Here is a 17,984-nt window from a genome sequence, read left to right on the forward strand (position 1 = left end):
CCAGTACAGGGGCCTGGGGCCGGCACGCCGAGAGCACGCACCTGACGCCGCCCGGCCGCCCTACGGGCAACGACGGCAGTTTGACGACACGCCCTGGCACGTGCGGCGGGCCGACTCGGAGGCGGAGGCGCGGGGCTGGATCGAGGCGTGGCGGGGCGAATGGCCGTCCCAGCGGGGCGCCCACTGGGCGCTCGTCGACGCGGAGAGCGACGCGCTGTTGGGCCGGGTCGCCCTGAAGTCCTTCGAGCTGCACGGCGGTTCGGCCGAACTCGCCTACTGGACCGTCCCGTCGGCGCGCGGCCGCGGCCTGTGCCCCCGGGCGGCCGAGGCCGTCACCCGGTGGGCGCTGTACGAGCGCGGCTTCCACCGCGTCGAGCTGGAGCACTCGACCGCCAACCACGCGTCCTGCCGGGTGGCGGTCAAGGCCGGGTTCGAGGTGGAGGGCATCCGGCGCGGGGCCTGGCTGCACGCGGACGGCCGGCACGACGTACACCTCCATGCCCGGATCCGCACGAACAGCGCCGAAGCCGATGCCGGGGTCGATGCCGGGGCCGGTCCGGCTGCTACCGCGGCGGGTTGAGCTTGCGGAAGTACGTCCAGCTGGTCTCGTTCGGCTCGCTCCACTTGTCCGGGGCGTGGGCGAACTCCGGTTGGTGGGAGGCGATGTAGGCACGGGTCCGCTCGGGGACCTCGGTGTACGAGCCGAGCTTGCGGCCCCGGCAGTGGTACGTGAGGCCACCGGGCCGCTGACCACGTGCCATCCACGGGAGCCACGGGGACATCCGGGTCCACGACATGGTGGCCGGCACGCTGGGGGCCGGCCCCGCCAGGTCCGCCCGGTCGGCGAAGAACTGGAAGAGCTCCAGGGCCTTGTACGTGTCGCCGGCCGAGTGGACGGGGTACTGGGCCACCGGCAGCGGCGAGGGGTAGGCGAGCGGGATCTCCAGGCTGAAGCAGACCTGCCCGCCCAGCTCGGTCACCGGGACCGGGAACGGGCGCCACTTCTGGTTCGCCGGGTCGTTCCACACGTGCACCACGGGCAGGTCCTGCCAGGTCTCCAGGATCTCGCGGCTCGCGGGGTCCAGATAGAAGGCGGCCTCGCGGGTGAGCAGTTGGTAGGCGTCAGGACCGGCTTCGGCGTCCTGGACGAGGCGGGCGACGTTGAGGCCTTCGAAGCCGAAGACACGCTGGTAGGGCTCGTCGGGCGACCATGCGTACACGTCGCCTGACCACCAGTACGTAACCTCCTCGCCGTCGAGTGAGGCGCGGGTGCGGGCGAAGGAGCGGAGCAGCTCTGCGGGTGTCGTCATACGTCCTACTCTGCGCGACGCCGGGCAGGGGAGGGAAACACGTACCTCACGCCCGTCGCGCGTTCCGAGAGCTCCCACAGCCGGCGGCCGGTCGCGGCGTCGGCGGCCCCGGCGGACAGTTCCACCCGCGTCGGACGGCCGCGCAGTTCCGCCATGCCGTCCGGCCCGATGAACTCGCCGCCCACCACGCTCGGGTCCGTGGCCGCGTAGAGCTGTGGCAGCGCGCCTTGGTCGGGGTCCTGGGCGAGGGGGGTGAGGAGGTGGCCGAACAGCAGCTTCACCGGGCCGACGGGCCCGTCCGTCTGGAGGCCGGTCGCGGTGTAGCCGGGGTGGGCGAGCACGCTGCGTACCGGGCTGCCCGCCTCGCTGAGCCGACGGTGGAGCACGTGGCCGAAGACGGCGTTGGCGAGCTTCGACTGGTTGTAGTACCCCATCGGTGAGTAGTGGCGCTCGCCCGTGAGGTCGTCGAAGAAGAGGCTCGCCTTGCGGTGGTTGGCCGAACTCACCGTGACCACCACCGGATCGATGCCCGGGGTCAGCAGGTCGAGGAGCAGCCCGGTCAGCGCGAAGTGGCCGAGATGGTTGGACGCGAACTGCGACTCGTGGCCCTGCGCGCTCAGCGACCGGGGCGGTGCCATCACCCCGGCGTTGTTGACGAGCACGTCCAGACGCGGATGGGCGGTGCGCACCACATCGGCGAAGGCGCGCACCGAGTCGAGATCGGCGAGGTCGAGGCGCCGCACCTCAAGGCTCGCGTCCGGGTGCTCCGCGGTAATCCCGGCGACTGCCCGGCGGCCCTTGTCCTCGTCGCGGACGGCGAGGACCACGTGCGCTCCCCGGCGGGCGACCGCGCGGGTGGTGGCCAGGCCGAGTCCGCTGTTGGCGCCGGTGACGACGTAGACCCGCCCGGTCTGGTCCGGCATCTGTTCGGAGGTCCACCGCTGCGGCCGCCGCTTCCGCGGCCCGCGTCCCCGCCCTTGCCGTTCCTGCTGTCCGTGCTGCTCCTGCTCCTGCTCCTGTCGCTGTGTCATGCGGCACAGGCTGCCCTTGATGGCACTTGGTGTCAATATGCTACTGAGTGCCATTGAGGGCATGAAGTACCCTGAGTGAGTGAGTACCCGCCCCGAAGTGACGATGGCCGAGCGGAAGCGTCAGCTCGTTTCCGAAGAACTGACCGAAGCGGCGCTGCAGTTGATGGCGTCGAAGGGGTTCGACGCCGTGACGATCGACGAGATCGTGACCGCTGCGGGCGTGTCCAAGCGGACGTTCTTCCGGTACTTCGCGTCCAAGGAGGACGTCGTCGTCCGCTTCCTGGCCGACATGGGCACCGGTATCCGCGCGGAGCTCGCGGCCCGCCCCGAGGCGGAACCGCCCTCCGTCGCGTTGCTGCACGCCGTCCGCGTCCCCCTCGCGGCCTGCGCCGGTCACGCCGATTCGGACAGGGCGCTCCGCGTCGTCCAGCTGATCCTGCGCACCCCCGCCCTGCTCGCCCGCTTCCTGGAACGCCAGGCGCAGTGGCGGGACGAGCTGGCGGAGGAGCTGGCCCGGCGCCCGGGTCCGGAGGCGGAATCCGGCCTCTACCCGAGGCTGGCCGCCGGAATGGCGCTGAACGCCTTCGACGCCGTACTGCACGGGTGGAGCGCGAGCGACGGGACGGAGGACCCGGCCGACCTCCTCGTCCAGGCCTTCGCGGTGATCAACCCGGCGCTGGACGGCATGCGTCCGGCCTGAGCGAAACGGGGGGACATCGCACTCACGCCGCCAGGGACTGTCGTCGAACTGCCGTCTGCCGGGCGACGGCAGGCCCTGGGGCCACATCCCGGCGTCCCGGGTCTTCACCGCCGTGGACCCGGCTCCCCGCCACCCGTTGCGCGACGGGCGGGCCTGTCTGATCATGAGCGCCGAGGACCGCCCGCCCCGTGGCGGCCGCCGTGGACGAAAGGCCCTCCGTGCGCAAGCTCGTGTACTACATCGCCGCCACCCTGGACGGTTTCATCGCGGGCCCGGACGGTGCCGACCCCACCGGCCCGGACGGATTCTGGCCGGTCCCGGAGGACTACATCGGGCACATGATCGCCGAGTACCCGGAGACTCTGCCCGGCCCGGCCCGTACCGCGCTGTCCATCTCCGCGCCGGGCACGCACTTCGACACCGTCCTCGAAGGCCGCAGGTCCTACGAGATCGGTCTCAAGGCCGGGGTGACCGACGCCTACCCGCATCTTCGGCACCTCGTGTTCTCCCGGACCCTGGGTGAAAGCCCGGACCCCGCTGTGGAGGTCGTGGCGGACGACCCGGTGGCGCGAGTGAGGGAGCTGAAGCGGGCGGCGGGCAAGGACATCTGGCTGATCGGCGGCGGGGAGCTCGCGGGCGCCCTGTACTCCGAGATCGACACCCTGATCGTCAAGCTGAGCCCGATGACCATCGGCGCGGGCATCCCGCTCTTCTCCGGAGGGGCCACGTTCAGCCCGAACGCCTGGACGCTCACGGACCACAAGGTCCTGGACAGCGGGGCGATGTTCCTGACGTATGACCGCGCCCCTGGCCGGGGGTGAATCGCCGCCCCGGCGCCCCGCTCCGTCAGCCGATCCCGGCCAGGAACCCGGAGATCAGGTCATGCAGGGCCGCGGGCCGCTCCAGGTGCAGGTCGTGGCCGGTGCCGGGAAGGCAGGCGGCCTCGGTGTCGGGGCGCCGGCGCAGCATCTCGTCGACCTCCTGCGGCGGGACGAAGCCGTTCTGGCCCAGGACGAGCAGGGTCGGGCAGGTGACGGCGTCCCACTCGTCCCAGAACGGGCGCCGCGCGTTCTCCGCGAGAGAGCCGACCATGACGTCCCGGTCGAACCGTGGCCACCAGCCGTCCTCGCGTTCCTCCAGCCCGCCCGCCCAGCCCGCACCGAGCGGTCCGCCGCCGAAGAACCGGACGGCGGCCTCGCGCGAGGGGAACGGCGTCGGCCAGGTGTCCAGCCAACTGCCGATCTCGGAGGGCGTGTCCGGATCCGCGCCGCCAGGACCCGCCTCGATGAGGACGAGTGCGCGTACGCGGGCGGGGTGGGCGGCGGCGGTGAGCATGGCGGTGTGGGCACCCAGGGACTGGCCGATGAGGACGGGCTGTCGCAGTCCGAGCTGATCGGCCACGGCGATGACGTCCGCGACATAGGCGGCGCGGGAGACATCCTGCGGACGGCGTTCGGCGGCGCCGTGCCCGCGCTGATCGACCGCGACGATCCGGAGACCGGGGCTCAGGGCCCGTGCCACGGCGTCCCATTCACCGGCGTGGCCCGCCAGTCCGTGCAACAGGACGGCGGGCTGCCCCGGCCCGCCCCGGTCCCGGCAGACCAGCCGGACACCGTCCCGCGTCACCGTGCGCTCGGACCAGGACATGCGTGCCTCCAGGACTGGGGGAGCGGCTTCCACATAGAACCCGACACCCGACACCGACACCAGGCGCCAGGGGTGGTCGGGGCGGTCGGGGCGGCAGCGGAGTGAAGGCCCGCAGACAAATTATCGTTCCGGTTTGTCCTTTGAGGTCCCATACGCATAGATTTCCGCCACGTTGTGCGCCAGCTGTTCCTCCTGGAACGCTGTTCGCCCCTGGAACGTGGTCGAGCGGCAGCGAGACCCGTCATCCTCGGCTGGGAGGGCTCCGCCCACATGTCCGGAACCGTCGACCGGTGGACCACGGCACTGCGCGGAGCCTGGAGGGACGGCACGCTGTGGCCGTGGTGCCTGGCGGCCGTCGCGGCAGGCTGCGGCTACGCCGTGGCAACCGTCTTTCACCCCGGGTACCTCAGCGCGGACAGCAACACCCAGCTGTGGCAGGCGCTGGGGGACGAGCCGGTGAACGACTGGCACCCCCCGGTGATGGCGCTGCTGTGGCGTGTCCTCATCCGGATCACGGGCAACTTCTCCACCATGGCCGCGCTTCAGGCCGCAGTGCTGTGGGGGGCGTTGTGGGTCCTCGCCCGGCTGGTGTGGAAGAGGTCCGGCAGCCGGGCGCTCTCCCTCGCGGTGCTGGCCGTGGGCCTGGCGCCGCACATCGTCAACTTCACCGGAGTGGTGTGGAAGGACGTGCACCTGGCGTACGCGCTCCTCGCCGTCCTCGCCATCGCGCTGACCGTGCGTGAACTGCCGCGCGACCGGGTCGTGAGCCGCTGGGCCCTGTTGGTGTCGGGCCTGCTGTTCCTCGTGTACGCCGCCCTGGTGCGCAAGAACGGCGTCCCGGCCGTGATCCCGGTCTTCGCCCTCCTGGTCCTCGCCGCGTGGCCCACCCCCGGCCGGCGCCGCTGGCTGGCGGCCACCGGGGTCCTCGCCGCTCTCGTGATCGCCTGCGGCGCCGGGGTGTCCGCGGCCACCACTCCGCTGGCCACCCGCGTGTACGCGGTGATCCCGGTGGACGACCTCGCACATGTGCTGACCCCGGACCAGATGCGATCCGCGGCGGAACAGGCGCACGCGGCACCGGACTTGCGGGAACGCCTGGTCGCCACCGCGGCGGACTGCCAGAGGCGGAACATCGCCTCGGACGCGTACTTGCAGTGCTTCCCGCACAGCCGGCCGTTCGACGTCACCTACCTGGACCGGCACGCCGATGTCATCGTCCGGATGTGGGCGCGGCAGATGCCGCGCCACTGGAAGGGCTACGCCGAGTACCGGGGCCGCGTCTTCACCAAACTGCTCTTCCAGAGCAACCAGACCTTCTGGAACGGCACCCACGCCAATGCCGGTGCCCGACTGCATCCCCTGGTACGGAAGCAGCCACTGAACGACACGCTGAGGTTCGCCCTGCGGAACTACGTGACCGGCTTCGGCCGCGATCTGCCGATGCTCTTCCAGGGCTGGTTCTGGCTGGCCGTCTCGCTGGTGCTCGTGCTGCGCCGCCGCTGGGCGGGGCCCTACACCCGGGAAATCCGCCTCCTCGGGGCGAGTTCACTCCTGTACATCCTCGCCTACCTGCCCACGGCGCCCGAGTCCAACTACCGGTACGTGTACTGGCCCGCGCTCTCCGGGACCGTGGCCCTCGCCCTCGTCGCGACCGGCTTCGTGACACGTCGCCGCGCGGCGACGGACCACCGGGCCGGTGCGCCCGACAACCTCGGCGCCGTACCACCGGCGGGCCGGGCGCCCGACGCGGCTCCGGCGGGGCCGCGCGAGAACGCCGGGGCCACCGAGGCCGCTCTCTGACCCGGAGCACCGGCAAGTCCCGCACGGCGCAGTCCGCCCGAGGGCCCCGAGGCGTGTCGTAGGGCGCCGCTAGGCTGTGGATCATGCCGGACGACTCCCCTCTCATACAGAGCCTGCGCACCGCGGTCGCCGCCGCCCCCGCCGATGTGCCCCTGCGGCTCCACCTGGCCCAGCTCCTGCTGGAGGCGGACCGGGGGGAAGAGGCCGTCGGCGAGGCGGCCGTGGCTCTGCAGCACGCACCGGGCGACGCCCAGGCCCGGGACCTGATGGCCAGGGCGATGGGCGCCCCGGCCCCGTCCGTACCGGCGGAACACCCGCGCCCACGGGCGGGGTTCGACTGGAAGGCCGCCGAGCAGCAGGTCGGGGACGCGGTGCCGCCCCGGTTCACCGAGGCGCCCGTCCGCGCGGACGGGCAGGACGACTCCGCGGGCGCCGACGCGTGGGACGTGGAGGACCCCGGCACCGTACGACTGACCGACGTCGGCGGCATGCAGGAGGTGAAGGACCGCCTGGACGCCGCCTTCCTCGCCCCGCTGCGCAACCCCGAGCTGCGCAAGCTGTACGGGAAGAGCCTGCGCGGCGGGCTGTTGCTGTACGGGCCGCCCGGCTGCGGCAAGACGTTCATCGCGCGGGCGGTGGCCGGTGAACTGGGCGCCGCGTTCCTTTCGGTGTCCGTGAACGACGTGCTCGACATGTGGATCGGCAACTCGGAACGCAACATGCACGAGGTCTTCGAGACCGCCCGCCGGCAGGCGCCCTGCGTGGTCTTCCTGGACGAGCTGGACGCCCTCGGCGCCAAGCGCAGCCGCACCGGGCACAGCGGCATGCGCAACGTGGTCAACCAGCTGCTCAGTGAGCTGGACGGCATCGACTCCGCGGCGAACGAGGGCGTCTTCGTCCTGGCCGCCACCAACGTGCCCTGGGACGTGGACAACGCCCTGCGCCGCCCAGGCCGCCTCGACAGGACGATCCTCGTCCTCCCGCCCGACGGCCCCGCCCGGGAGGCCATCCTCCGCTATCACCTGAGGGACCGGCCCATCGAGAACGTCGACGTGGGCAAGCTGGCCAAGATCACAGAGGGGCTGTCCGGCGCGGACCTGGCCCATGTCTGCGAGGCGGCGGCCGAACGGGCACTGCTGGATTCGGCGCGCTCCGGAAACGTACGGATGATCAACATGAAGGACCTGCTGGCCGCTGCGAAGGAAGTCGTACCGTCGGCCGAACCGTGGTTCTCCTCCGCGCGCAACGTGGCGATGTTCGCCAACGAGGGCGGCATGTACGACGACCTGGTGACGTACCTGAAGAAGAGGCGCAAGCTGTGACCACGACCCCGCACCCCGCGGTGGAGCGGGCCGACCTCCTCAACGACCTCAAGCGGTACGAGGAGGCCAGGGAACTGCTGGCCCAGCGGCTCGCGGAGGACCCCGACGACATCAGCGCCTGGGTCGAACTCGCCCGGAGCCACCTCGGGGAGATCGACCGGAGCGACCCGGGCGACAAGGAGAACCGCCCGAAGGCGCTGGAGGCCACCGAGCGGGCGCTGGCCCTGAACGCCCAGGACATCGGCGCGCTCCTCATGCACGCCCGCGCCCTGCGGGTGAACAGCCGCTTCCCGGAGACCGAGGGCGTGCTGCGCGAGGCGATCCGGCTGGCGCCCGACTACTGGTTCACCTACGCGCGGCTCGCCGACTGGCTCTGGCGCATCAGGATGATCAGCTCCGGCCAGGCCAACGGCGGCCAGGTCCGGCGCGAGGACATGGAGGCCGGCCTGCGGGAGGCCGACGCCCTCGCCCAGGAAGCCATCCGGCTGGCCCCCGAGCAGGTGTACGCCTACGAGGTGGCCTGGCTCATCGCCGACATGTCCGCCGACCGGAGCGCCGCCGCCCGGATGGACGAGGCCATCCTCCGCCTCGACCCGCAACACGAACAGGCCCTGGCCCGCCGGACGAAGGCCGCGGCGACCGCCCCCGGCGTCAAGGCGACGGAAGCCGCCACCCTGTACGCCGACGCACTGTCCGCCGCCCCGGACTCCGCCCCCATGCAGCGCGGCCTCGACGCGGCCTCCTACCGCCTCCTGCGCGGCCTCCGCTGGCCCGCCCTCCTCTGCCTGGCCCTCGCCGCCACAGGCATCGACCTCTTCGCCACGGACGGCGACACCCAACGAGAGCTCCCCCTGGTCCTCGGCCAGCGCCTCTGGGACCTCGTCCCGATGGCGGTCATCTGGGCCCTCGGCGCCCTCCTCCGCTACCACCGCCTCCGCACCGGCATCCGCGTCAACCTCCGCTCCCTCGTCCGCCGCATGCCCTGGTCCCGCATCGTCCTGGGCCAAGCCGCGTGGGCCATGCTCTGCGCCCTGCTGATCACCCAGATCCCCTGGACGGAACGCACGATCCCGCTGGTGCTCTTCTGGGCGGGCCTGGTGCCGTCCCTGGCGACGATGTGGCTGGACCGGCCGAAGGCTGCTTGAGTCGGATCGAAGAGGCAGTCGGGGCTCCTTCTGGGCAGCTCACTTGAGGTCGTACAGAACGGTGCCCGCGGTGTAATCCATCTGCCCTGCCAGGTCCCGCGCGATGCGTAACGTCGCCTCCCCGGCCGTCAGAGCAGTCCGGCACTCTCGACCAGCCACACCACAGCACGCAATCGGAGCTTGCATGACGCGAAAGCCCTGGGAGCTTCCGTTCCTGGCGGAGTCTGCGGAGATAGCCGGCCTGAGGTGCGTCGTGCGGTTGCATCTGCGCTTGTGGGGTCTCCCGGATGTGGTGGACGCTGCCGAGATCAGTGTCGGCGAGCTCGCGGCGAATTTCATCAGACGCGTCGGCGAAGGAACGTCGGCGACACTCGTCGTCGAGATGAACGGCACACGTCTTCGGGCGGCGCTCGGGGATCCGGACACTCGAGTACTTCCGACGCTTGTGCATGCGGGGCCGGACGGCGAGTCAGGGCGCGGCATGGCGTTGCTGGACGCCGTGGCGGGGCCGATAGGGCGTCATCCTCGGTGCCGAGTCGAGGCTGGTCTGGCGTGATCTGGCTACGTCGCTCGCCGCACCGGATGGGCACCTCGGCGACCGGCGGGTCGCCAGGGGGGAGGCGTGTTTGACGCTCTACTCCGGCGCCGGAGGTGAGGGCGGGCGAGCGTGGCTGCCTTGGAGGAGGCGGCTGTAGAACTGATCAACGGCCTCCTTTGGCTACGCGTTCACGGCTCTGACGTGGACGAGGCGCTGGACCGGGCCCAGGACCGTTTCGAGCTGCAGTCCGGTGCAGCCTGAGCCGCAGTGCCTGATGGAGCGCATTGGGATCTCGTCCGAGCGGTTGACCTGGCGCCAGAGTGATGGGGCCATCGGCGCAGTGGTATTTGCACTGCTATGTAAGCATCTACGACCTATGTAGTCAGTCATGAACATGACCGTACTCGCGAATCGACGCGGTTCTCGGTATGTGCGGAGAACGGTCTGCGTGTTCTCCGCCACGAGATCCTCGGCTCAGGGGGAGCTGAACTGGTCCATTTCGGCCCGCAGAGTGCCGGGGGTGCGCCAGGATTCACCAGGGCGTCGCTTGTGGCACATGCGGTGGCAGTTGGCGCAGAGGAAGGCCAGGTCATCCAGCTTGGTCTCACGCGGGCCAGATAGGTGAAGGGGCAGTCGGTGGTGTACTTCGATGTAGCCCTGGCCAAGAGGCCCGTAGGTCCGGCCAAAATCGAAGGTGCAGACTTCGCACCGCAGGGGGCGACCCAACTTCACTGCCTGTCCGACCTTGCGCGCCCGGAGGCCGCGGTCGCGTTCGCGGTGCAGCGCCCAGCGGACGAGAAGGCGGCCTTCGACCGCCGAGTTTCCTTCTTCATCAAGTTCGTCTGGTTCTGGAGGAATCCTGTGGAGCTCGCCTGTGCCGATGCCCAGCCGCAGGCCCTGGGCAGCCTCAAGCATCTCCGAGGGCCGTGCGATGAAGGCTGCGATCACTTCCCTGTCCAGGCGTCCTCCCTTGGTGGGAGCGCCGGCATACCCAGGGTGATTCGTCGCCAGGTCGGTGGTTTTGTGGCTGACGCTTCCGGTCGACCTGAACTGAGAGGTCGATTGTGCGACGCCCTCGTGGATGGGCAAGGAACGAAGCAGGTCCGAGAGGTCAAGCACACGAGGGTCGCGCTCCCTGAGCTCGCTCCAGCCGTTCTCGACTACCAGAGCGCAGGCCAGCAACAGCTCGTCGTGGGTCCACGCGGGGATTCTAGGCATGGGCCATATCGTATGAGTGTTCCCTGTCACGTGTGGGGCGGTAGGAGCGCATTGATGCGTGACGCACACTTGAAGGCGGTCGCGTTGTCAGTGGGGTCTGTCACCCTCTGTGATGACTGGTGGGAAGCCGTGCCAGTCGGGCTCGTTTGGAAGGAGGGTGTATGACCAGCACCAAGAGGACGTTCACCTCGGTTGAGATCTGCGCTGGGGCAGGCGGGCAGGCCCTAGGCCTGCACAATGCGCTATTTCGACATCTCGCACTGATCGAGATTGATCGCCATGCCGTGGAAACTCTCAAGGAGAATGTGGAGGGTAACCCCGAGTGGGAAGGGTGCATGGTCAAACAGGCCGATCTGACCAAGCTCGATCCCGAGGAATTGAGGCTGGATCTGGGACTGGAGCCGGGTGATCTTGACCTCCTGGCCGGCGGCGTTCCGTGCCCGCCATTTTCTGTCGCAGGTAAGCAACTGGGGCGGGACGATGAGAGGGACCTATTCCCGACCATGCTCAACCTTGTCGGTGAACTGGAGCCGAAGGCTGTACTAATCGAAAATGTTCGAGGACTACTGGAGCCAAAGGAAAAGTTCCAGGGGTACCGAGAAGAACTGCTCGAACGCCTAGAATGCATGGGCTACGAGAAGTGTTACTGGACAGTGCTGGAAGCCAAGGACTATGGCGTTCCGCAACTCCGGCCTCGCGCCATTCTTGTGGCTTTGAAGCGGGAGTACATCCCCTATTTTTCTCCTGCCAAGCCAAGGATGCTCAAGCTGCGGACGGTGCGGGCGGCACTGGACAAGACGATGGCCGCCCGGTTCGCTGAGGTCGATGACCCGCGCGCTGCAAACGCGCTGAATACCTGGCGACAGAAGGCGCTTAAGGGAGTTGCTCCCACGCTCGTGGGCGGGTCCAAGAAGCATGGTGGTGCTGATCTAGGCCCAACCCGGGCGAAGAAGGCATGGGCGGCGCTCGGTGTCTGCGGGCTTGGGGTAGCAAATGACTCAACCGAAATGAAGCGGCAGGGAAGTCAGGAGCGTGACCTTTTTTCCGCCGCGGGCCCCAAGCTCACTGTCGAGCAGGCCGCGATCATCCAAGGGTTTCCTCAGTACTGGAAATTCAAGGGAAAGAAGACTGCCGCCTACCGGCAAGTGGGAAATGCCTTCCCGCCACCTGTGGCCCAAGCGGTTGGTGAGCAAGTCATCGCCGCGCTCAGGGGTGCCAAGGAGGCCGGTGTTGTCGCTCGCGTTCGACAGCAGCGTACGACGGCTGGCAAGCGGGATAGTGAGCTGCTGTTCGGATTGACCGAGATTTCAGTGCCGACTGTCCCGATTGCGACCGAGCGCAGCAGTGATCGTGATGGCGCAGTCGTCGGCTGACTCGTGTTCCCAGAACCGAAGCACTGTCCATCCTGCTGCTTGAAGCTGCGTGTTGGTGTCCCGGTCTCGGGTCATGTTTTGCAGGACCTTGGCTGACCAATAGTTGGCGTTGGTCTTGGGTGGAACGTAGTGGTCTGGACAGCCGTGCCAATAACAACCATCGACGAAAACGGCTAGCTTCGCCGGGCGGAAGACGATATCTGCCGTCCGGCGAAGGTCTGGCAGGGGCTTTGCGGCCACTCGGTACCGCAGGCCCTGAGCATGAAGGAGTCGCCGGAGCAGAAGTTCCGGCTTGGTGTCCCGGCTGCGGATCGCCTGCATGTTGCGGCGTCTGGCATCGGATGAGGCCCAGGATCCTTCTGGGGCTTGCCAGGGAATTTCGCTAACCATTTTCAGGAATGCCAGCTTTCTTAGGATGAGCCTTCTCTTCTCTGCGTAGGAATTCACTTTCCGTGCAGTGTTCCTTGGGTGAGAAGCAGGGCAAGTGGATATTTAGATCAAGCGGGCGAAGCTCGTGAGCTGAATTTTCTATTCCAGTATAAGCCAAATCCAAGATCACGAGATCGTGTGTGGCTCTCCACCTGTACCCCGAGGATTCCTCGAAGTGCTACCGGAGTTGTTCCGTCTTTGGTGGCAGGAAACCTGGTCGCCAAGTAGGGATTCGTCCTGGAATGGAATATCGCCATCTTCGGCGCTTGGCGATGTCATCGTCGGACGGCTTGGGGGTCTGCTCCCTTAGCACTCGCTGCGTGCGTGACCGGGTCTTCTTCGCTGCAGACTTGGCGCCGTGCGGCTTATTTCGACGGATTGGTGCGTCGACCTGCCTGGCGCAAATGCCGCAGTCGTGGCTCTGGACTTAGCAGGGAGCGTCCAGCGCCCGTCGGTGCGCAGGGAGGGCCTGCGCGTCGAGGCTGAGCAGGACGTTTGTATCTATTGCGATCGCTCCGTCTGCAATAAGGGGGGCTTTCCGGTCGCTGCCCACTCCGGCCTTGGACGCGTGCTGCAGGGAGGTGTATTCCTCGGGCTGGAGACGCCACTAAGCTGGCTCACCCCTGCTTGCCTGGGCCTCTGGCAGCTTTGGTGCCGCCTCGACTTCGTCATCAGGGTCGGCTACGACCCAGAATTCTCCTTCGATCTCGGCCTGAGGGCGACCACGGTGCTTGGCGCGGGCTCGCACGATGCGGTGTGCGACGAACTCTCCTTCCTCTGGTACCGGTCCGCCCAGAGCTCGTGCTACTGCTTGGTGACTGCGGTAGTCGCCCAAGATGATGATTCCGTCGGGGCGCAATGCAGGGCGGGCGCGTCCTTTGCTTCCCTCGCGTACTCGCGCCATGTAGTCGAGCTGCTGGGCAGCGGTACGTACGACGCCGCGGCCGATTCGTTTGCCGTGGACGGCGCGGAACAGCTCACGGACGCGTTCTTGACCCTTGTTCTTTCCAGGGAGCAGGATGCGAGACCGGGTTGATGGGGCCAGATGAAGCAGAATGTTCTCCGGCAGAGCAGCGTCCTTCCAGAGCCACGTGACCTTGTTCCGGTGTTCTGCCTTGATAGTGAACTTCATGTCCCGGTTGGTACCGCCGTTGAGCCATTCACGCTTGATCCGCAAGAGGCCGGCGCTCCAGAGGCTTTGGTAGTCATCGGCCCAGACGAGCAGGCAAAGATGACCTTCTGCCTCAGGCGGAATCATCCAGGAGCCAAACCTTTGGGAATACTTGCAGTCGACGTCGATTCCCTCGATGCGGTAGTCCATGTAGGTGCCGTCGTTGAACTGGAACTCGCGCTGCAGGTTGATCTCGACAAGCGTCCCCGCGTGGGTCTTCTCAGTCTTGAACAGGCTGGCCCAGTCGTAGCGTCCCGTGGCTTCACCGTTGAGCAACTGGTCGATGGTGTCCCGCAGTACGCGGGCAAGGCGTCTGCCGTCCGGATCCAGCTGGATCAAATGATGGTATACCAGCATCAGTTCCGGATCATCGCAAACACCCGATACCGGTCCTGGAGCGTCAAAGAGTGTCACTTATTACCTTTCGTGGATCTGTGCGGATGGCTACCTAGCTTGACTGCCAGGGGTGGTTGCAGAGTTCCCACAGAGGCAAGCTGTTGTCACGAAGACGTCCTGGGCACGGCTGGAATCCTTGACCTGGAGGGGAAGGAGCTGTCGTGTTGAGTCGATGGTCGACCTCGGCGGATGGGGGCGAAGGCAAAAATGATCTTCGAGGAGTCGGCGGTGCAAAGTCGTGCTGCCGCATGCCCCGTCGCTCAGAAGGCCAGGACCAGGGTGGGCTGCTTGCAAGTGCCGACCGCTCGGGCTTTGGGCGGCCCGCCAGGGGCGTCGCGCGGAGGCCCATGGGGAGTGTTTTCGGTGAGTCGAAAGAAGAGGTCGCAGCTCGTTGGCTTCCTCGGCATCTGGATCCACGTGCACGGCGCTCGTGGTCGCACTCCAGTCCCCGCGCAGTAGGTGCGGGGCGCAGGCCGAGCGATAGCGACGCTCACCCGCCCGCGGCGCCGCCGCCGCCCGACCGATTCACCGCGACCGCCTTGAAGAACGTGTAGTGGAAGGTCCCGTGGGTCAGGGCGGTGCGGTGCAGGTCCGTGATGCCCCGGTCCCAGTCGGCCTCGGTCATGAGGTCGGCGGCCAGGGCCTCGTCCCGGACCGCTTCGATCATGGCGATGAACGTGTTGCGGGTGAAGCCGTCGACCAGTGTGGGGCGGGTCTGGTCCGCGTACACCGTGCGGGGGCGGACCATGATGTCGTCGTATCCGGCGCGGGCCAGCAGCGGGTGTAATCGCCGGCCGATGAGGGCGTCTCCGCCGGCGGCCGACTGGAGTTGGACCTGGCAGTCGATCACGGCTCGGGCCAGGGTGCTGGCGGGGTGGAAGAGCGCGGAGCCGTGGTCGCCCTCGACCACGGTGATGGTGCCTTCAGGGCGCAGTACGCGGCGTAGAACGGCCAGGGCCCGGCCGGGGTCCGGCAGGTGTTCCAGGACGAAGCAGACGAAGACGTGGTCGAACTCCGCGGGGGCGAAGGGGAGGTCGAACAGGTCGGCGTGGTGCCACTCCACGTCCGCCCCCGGTGCGTGGTCCGCGACACGGGCGCGGGCCTGTGATAGGGATTCGGCGGAGTGGTCGACCGCGGTGATCCGGGCCTCCGGGGCAGCTTGGGCCAGGTGGACCGTCTGGGCGCCGACCCCGCAGCCGATCTCCAGTACCCGGCTGCCGGCCGGGTACGCCGTGCCCGCGTGCAGGAGTGCCGCCAGGGTGTCCGCCTGGTCGCCGAGCCGGGTCGCCTCGCGGTCGGAGTAGCCGTGGACGTAGTCGGCCGTCGTCATCGCCTCAGGTGATGCCATTGCCCCATTCTTACGGCAACGCCGCGGTGATTTCGGTGGATCAGCGGGTCCGGTCAGCCTGTTCGGTCGAGACCTGCGTCGCCCGTGTCCGTCGTGTCAACTCACTGTTACGGCTTGACAGTTGATAGTTCTCGTAGGTACGCCAGGCCCCGCTTCCCGCTCAGCAGTACCTCCTCGCCCGTGGGGGCGAACCCCGTCCGGGTCAGGACCGCTCGGGAGGCGGTGTTCGTGACGGTGGCCGCCGCGCGGAGTGTGGTCAGGGCGTACGTGGTCGAGCACAGGGTGAAGAGGCGGCGGACCGTCGACGTGGCCAGGCCGCGGCCCGTCGCGCTCTCCGCCAGGCGGAAGCCCAGGTCCGCGGCGCCGTCCGCCACGTCCACCAGGTTGAAGCGGCCCAGCACCTCGCCGCTGTCCTCGGCCACCAGGAGGTGGAAGTGGCAGGTGCCGGCCGCCTGCTCGGCGAGGAGGGCCTCGTGGCGGGCGGCGAAGCCGGTGAAGTAGTCGTCGCCGCGGTCCGGCACCGTCGCCGCGAAGAACGCGCGGTTGGCCCGCTCGAACGCGAGGAGGGCCGGGGCGTGGTCGGCGCGCAGCCGCTGGAGTTCGGGCATGGCCGGACCGTACCCAGTCGGTGCGCGCCCCGGCATCCGGATATTGACGCGGTCGTGATCAATACACCTAGAGCGCGCCCCCGTGGCAGTCGCGGTACGACCGTCCCGTGCCGCACCAGCAGTCCGCGCTCCTCGCCGGGGGCCACGGGACCGCGCGGCCCCGGGCCGCCAGGGTGGTGGCGTACTGGGGGAGCAGGTCCGGGTCGGCGGGGGAGGCGGCCTCCGAGGCGGCGAACGCCTCGTACGACGGGACCGTGCCCGTCACGATGCCGAGGTTCGGGGTGCCCGTCGCATGGAGGTCGCGCAGGGCCGCCTCCAGGCGGGCCAGGTGGTCCGGGTGGGAGGCGTACTCGCTGCCGAGGCCCGGGTACGCGGTGAGGAGCTCGTCCAGTTCGGCCAGCGGCCAGTGCAGCACCGCCACCGGGAAGGGGCGGGAGAGAGCGGTGCGGTAGGTGCCGAGCTCGGCGCGCAGGCGGGTGATCTCGGCGCGCAGCTCGCCCGGGTCGGAGGAGCCCAGGGCCCACAGGCGCTTGGGGTCGTGGAGCTCGTCCAGCGGGACGGCCGCCGTGTGCAGGGTGTCGGCCAGCTCGTCCCAGGCGTCGTGCCGGACGCCCATCAGGCGGCGTACCCGGTGCCGGCCGGTCAGCAACGACTGAGTGGCGTACGGGACTTCCTCGCCCGGCGCGATGAGCAGGGTGAGGGCCGCGGAGAAGTAGTCGTGGGCCGACTCCAGCTCGTCGTGGGCCTCCAGGGTCTCCGCGGCGATCTCCCAGGGAGCCGCCTCCAGCGGGCCCGCCGCGCGGATGCCGTCGATGATCGCGCGGGCCTCGGCCTCGTGGCCGTACTCCCACAGGTTGGCGGCGTTGAGCGCCTTGACCAGGTGCGGGTGCTCGGTGCCGGGAGCGCTGAGCAGTTCGTCGTAGAGCGTTGTGGCGCGGGCGCGCTCTCCGGCGAGCTCCAGATGGGCGGCGGCCTGGAGGAGCAGCGGCTCGTGGTCCTCCGGGTACCGTGCCGCGGTGCGCAGCAGGCGCTCGGCTTCGGTGATGTGGTCGGCAGGCGTGTCGGGGCGCATGAACCACACCGTACTGCGGTACGGCCACGGGGCGGAGAGTTGTTCGGGCTCTGGAGAGTTACGGGGCTTGGCCCTATCGTGCGGGCCGTGGTCAAGCGGATACCTGTGGTCGTGCAGCGGAACTCGCGGGGGCGGCGGGCCGCTGCGCGGGGGCTGTGGACGAGCGCCGAGGTGGTGGTGACCCTCGGCGTCGTCCTGCTGCTGCTCGTCGCCCACCAGCTGTGGTGGACCAACCGGCAGGCCCGCGCCGGCGCCGCGCACACCGTTCAGGCCCTCCAGCGGGACTGGGAGGAGCCGCCGCCCGAGCCGTCGCCGTCGGAGGTGCCGGAGGAGCCCGCGGACGACAGTCCCGCCGTGGGTCCGGGGGAGGCGGGCGACACGAAGGGCGCGGCCCCCGCCAATGCCTCCGCGCCCCGCCGGTCCCAGGCCTACGCCGTCATCCGCATCCCGCGCATCGGGCTCACCGCACCCGTCGCCCAGGGCATCAGCAGGAGCGGCGTCCTCGACAAGGGGTACGTCGGCCACTATCCGGGCACCGCGCAGCCCGGCGCCTCCGGGAACTTCGCGCTCGCCGCCCACCGCAACACCCACGGCGAACCGTTCCGCTACATCAACCGGCTGCGCCGGGGCGACCGCGTCACCGTCGAGACCCGGGACGCCGTCTACACGTACACCGTCGACAAGACCCTCCCGCAGACCGGCGCGGGGGACGGCGGGGTGGTGGCCGCCGTGCCGCGCAGCAACGTGAAGCCGTACGTCGGGTACCGGGCGGCCGGGTCCTATGTGACGTTGACGACGTGCACGCCCGAGTTCACCTCCCGCTACCGGCTGGTGGTGTGGGGGAAGCTGACGGATGTGCGGGGGAGATAGGGAGAG

At 69.0% G+C, this 17,984-nt stretch carries 18 protein-coding genes; 8 read left to right on the forward strand and 10 right to left on the reverse strand.

The window, feature by feature from the left end; genetic code table 11:
- Nucleotides 1-580, forward strand: a 580-nt coding sequence (locus tag ACFVQ0_RS26230; protein WP_390091655.1) for a GNAT family N-acetyltransferase, incomplete at its 5' end; no start/stop codon positions are given.
- On the opposite strand, the gene ACFVQ0_RS26235 is transcribed toward ACFVQ0_RS26230, so the two are convergent.
- Both ACFVQ0_RS26235 and ACFVQ0_RS26240 read right to left on the reverse strand, forming a co-directional pair.
- Nucleotides 564-1,310, reverse strand: coding sequence for a DUF1838 family protein (locus ACFVQ0_RS26235; RefSeq protein WP_390091656.1), 747 nt, complete (start codon nt 1,308-1,310; stop codon nt 564-566). The two genes, ACFVQ0_RS26230 and ACFVQ0_RS26235, sit on opposite strands and share 17 nt — an antisense overlap.
- Before the next feature lie 5 nt (nt 1,311-1,315).
- The gene (locus tag ACFVQ0_RS26240; RefSeq protein ID WP_390091657.1) at nt 1,316-2,341 is read right to left on the reverse strand and encodes an oxidoreductase; all 1,026 of its coding nucleotides are present in this window, start codon (nt 2,339-2,341) and stop codon (nt 1,316-1,318) included.
- 103 nt (nt 2,342-2,444) lie between these two features.
- Between ACFVQ0_RS26240 and ACFVQ0_RS26245 the strand changes: the two genes are divergently transcribed.
- Complete coding sequence (locus tag ACFVQ0_RS26245) at nt 2,445-3,041, forward strand: TetR family transcriptional regulator (RefSeq protein ID WP_390091850.1); 597 nt, start codon at nt 2,445-2,447, stop codon at nt 3,039-3,041.
- Nucleotides 3,042-3,259: 218 nt separating this feature from the next.
- The gene (locus ACFVQ0_RS26250) at nt 3,260-3,862 is read left to right on the forward strand and encodes a dihydrofolate reductase family protein (RefSeq protein WP_390091851.1); all 603 of its coding nucleotides are present in this window, start codon (nt 3,260-3,262) and stop codon (nt 3,860-3,862) included.
- 25 nt (nt 3,863-3,887) lie between these two features.
- Here the strand turns inward: ACFVQ0_RS26250 and ACFVQ0_RS26255 are convergent, their stop codons facing one another.
- Nucleotides 3,888-4,688, reverse strand: a complete 801-nt coding sequence (locus tag ACFVQ0_RS26255) for an alpha/beta fold hydrolase (protein WP_390091658.1) — start codon at nt 4,686-4,688, stop codon at nt 3,888-3,890.
- A gap of 270 nt (nt 4,689-4,958) precedes the next feature.
- On the opposite strand from ACFVQ0_RS26255, the gene ACFVQ0_RS26260 reads away from it, so the two are divergent.
- The 3 genes from ACFVQ0_RS26260 (at nt 4,959) to ACFVQ0_RS26270 (ending at nt 8,955) form a co-directional block, all read left to right on the forward strand.
- Complete coding sequence (locus tag ACFVQ0_RS26260) at nt 4,959-6,488, forward strand: hypothetical protein (protein WP_390091659.1); 1,530 nt, start codon at nt 4,959-4,961, stop codon at nt 6,486-6,488.
- Nucleotides 6,489-6,571: 83 nt separating this feature from the next.
- Nucleotides 6,572-7,810, forward strand: a complete 1,239-nt coding sequence (locus ACFVQ0_RS26265; RefSeq protein WP_390091660.1) for an ATP-binding protein — start codon at nt 6,572-6,574, stop codon at nt 7,808-7,810.
- Nucleotides 7,807-8,955, forward strand: coding sequence for a tetratricopeptide repeat protein (locus tag ACFVQ0_RS26270; RefSeq protein ID WP_390091661.1), 1,149 nt, complete (start codon nt 7,807-7,809; stop codon nt 8,953-8,955). Before ACFVQ0_RS26265 ends, ACFVQ0_RS26270 begins: the two co-directional genes overlap by 4 nt.
- Before the next feature lie 718 nt (nt 8,956-9,673).
- On the opposite strand, the gene ACFVQ0_RS26275 is transcribed toward ACFVQ0_RS26270, so the two are convergent.
- Both ACFVQ0_RS26275 and ACFVQ0_RS26280 read right to left on the reverse strand, forming a co-directional pair.
- Nucleotides 9,674-9,826 (reverse strand): hypothetical protein, encoded by a 153-nt coding sequence (locus tag ACFVQ0_RS26275; RefSeq protein WP_390091662.1) that lies wholly within the window; start codon nt 9,824-9,826, stop codon nt 9,674-9,676.
- A 141-nt stretch (nt 9,827-9,967) separates the two neighbouring features.
- Entirely contained in the window at nt 9,968-10,711 is a 744-nt protein-coding gene (locus ACFVQ0_RS26280) for an HNH endonuclease (RefSeq protein WP_390091663.1), read from the reverse strand.
- Nucleotides 10,712-10,872: 161 nt separating this feature from the next.
- On the opposite strand from ACFVQ0_RS26280, the gene ACFVQ0_RS26285 reads away from it, so the two are divergent.
- Nucleotides 10,873-12,084, forward strand: coding sequence for a DNA cytosine methyltransferase (locus ACFVQ0_RS26285; protein WP_390091664.1), 1,212 nt, complete (start codon nt 10,873-10,875; stop codon nt 12,082-12,084).
- Here the strand turns inward: ACFVQ0_RS26285 and ACFVQ0_RS26290 are convergent.
- The 5 genes from ACFVQ0_RS26290 to ACFVQ0_RS26310 all read right to left on the reverse strand — a co-directional run bounded on the left by ACFVQ0_RS26290 (nt 12,019) and on the right by ACFVQ0_RS26310 (nt 17,108).
- Entirely contained in the window at nt 12,019-12,405 is a 387-nt protein-coding gene (locus ACFVQ0_RS26290; protein ID WP_390091852.1) for a very short patch repair endonuclease, read from the reverse strand. The genes ACFVQ0_RS26285 and ACFVQ0_RS26290 overlap by 66 nt on opposite strands.
- 715 nt (nt 12,406-13,120) lie before the next feature.
- Nucleotides 13,121-14,098 (reverse strand): NaeI family type II restriction endonuclease, encoded by a 978-nt coding sequence (locus tag ACFVQ0_RS26295; RefSeq protein WP_390091665.1) that lies wholly within the window; start codon nt 14,096-14,098, stop codon nt 13,121-13,123.
- 472 nt (nt 14,099-14,570) lie between these two features.
- Nucleotides 14,571-15,428, reverse strand: coding sequence for a methyltransferase domain-containing protein (locus tag ACFVQ0_RS26300; protein WP_390091666.1), 858 nt, complete (start codon nt 15,426-15,428; stop codon nt 14,571-14,573).
- A 107-nt stretch (nt 15,429-15,535) separates the two neighbouring features.
- Nucleotides 15,536-16,036 (reverse strand): GNAT family N-acetyltransferase, encoded by a 501-nt coding sequence (locus tag ACFVQ0_RS26305; RefSeq protein ID WP_390091667.1) that lies wholly within the window; start codon nt 16,034-16,036, stop codon nt 15,536-15,538.
- A gap of 67 nt (nt 16,037-16,103) precedes the next feature.
- Entirely contained in the window at nt 16,104-17,108 is a 1,005-nt protein-coding gene (locus ACFVQ0_RS26310) for an SEC-C metal-binding domain-containing protein (RefSeq protein WP_390091668.1), read from the reverse strand.
- An 87-nt stretch (nt 17,109-17,195) separates the two neighbouring features.
- Between ACFVQ0_RS26310 and ACFVQ0_RS26315 the strand changes: the two genes are divergently transcribed.
- Entirely contained in the window at nt 17,196-17,978 is a 783-nt protein-coding gene (locus ACFVQ0_RS26315; RefSeq protein ID WP_390091669.1) for a class E sortase, read from the forward strand.
- Nucleotides 17,979-17,984 lie beyond the last annotated feature (6 nt).

Source organism: Streptomyces sp. NPDC057900 (genome assembly GCF_042887885.1).
In the GTDB taxonomy this organism is placed as follows: domain Bacteria; phylum Actinomycetota; class Actinomycetes; order Streptomycetales; family Streptomycetaceae; genus Streptomyces.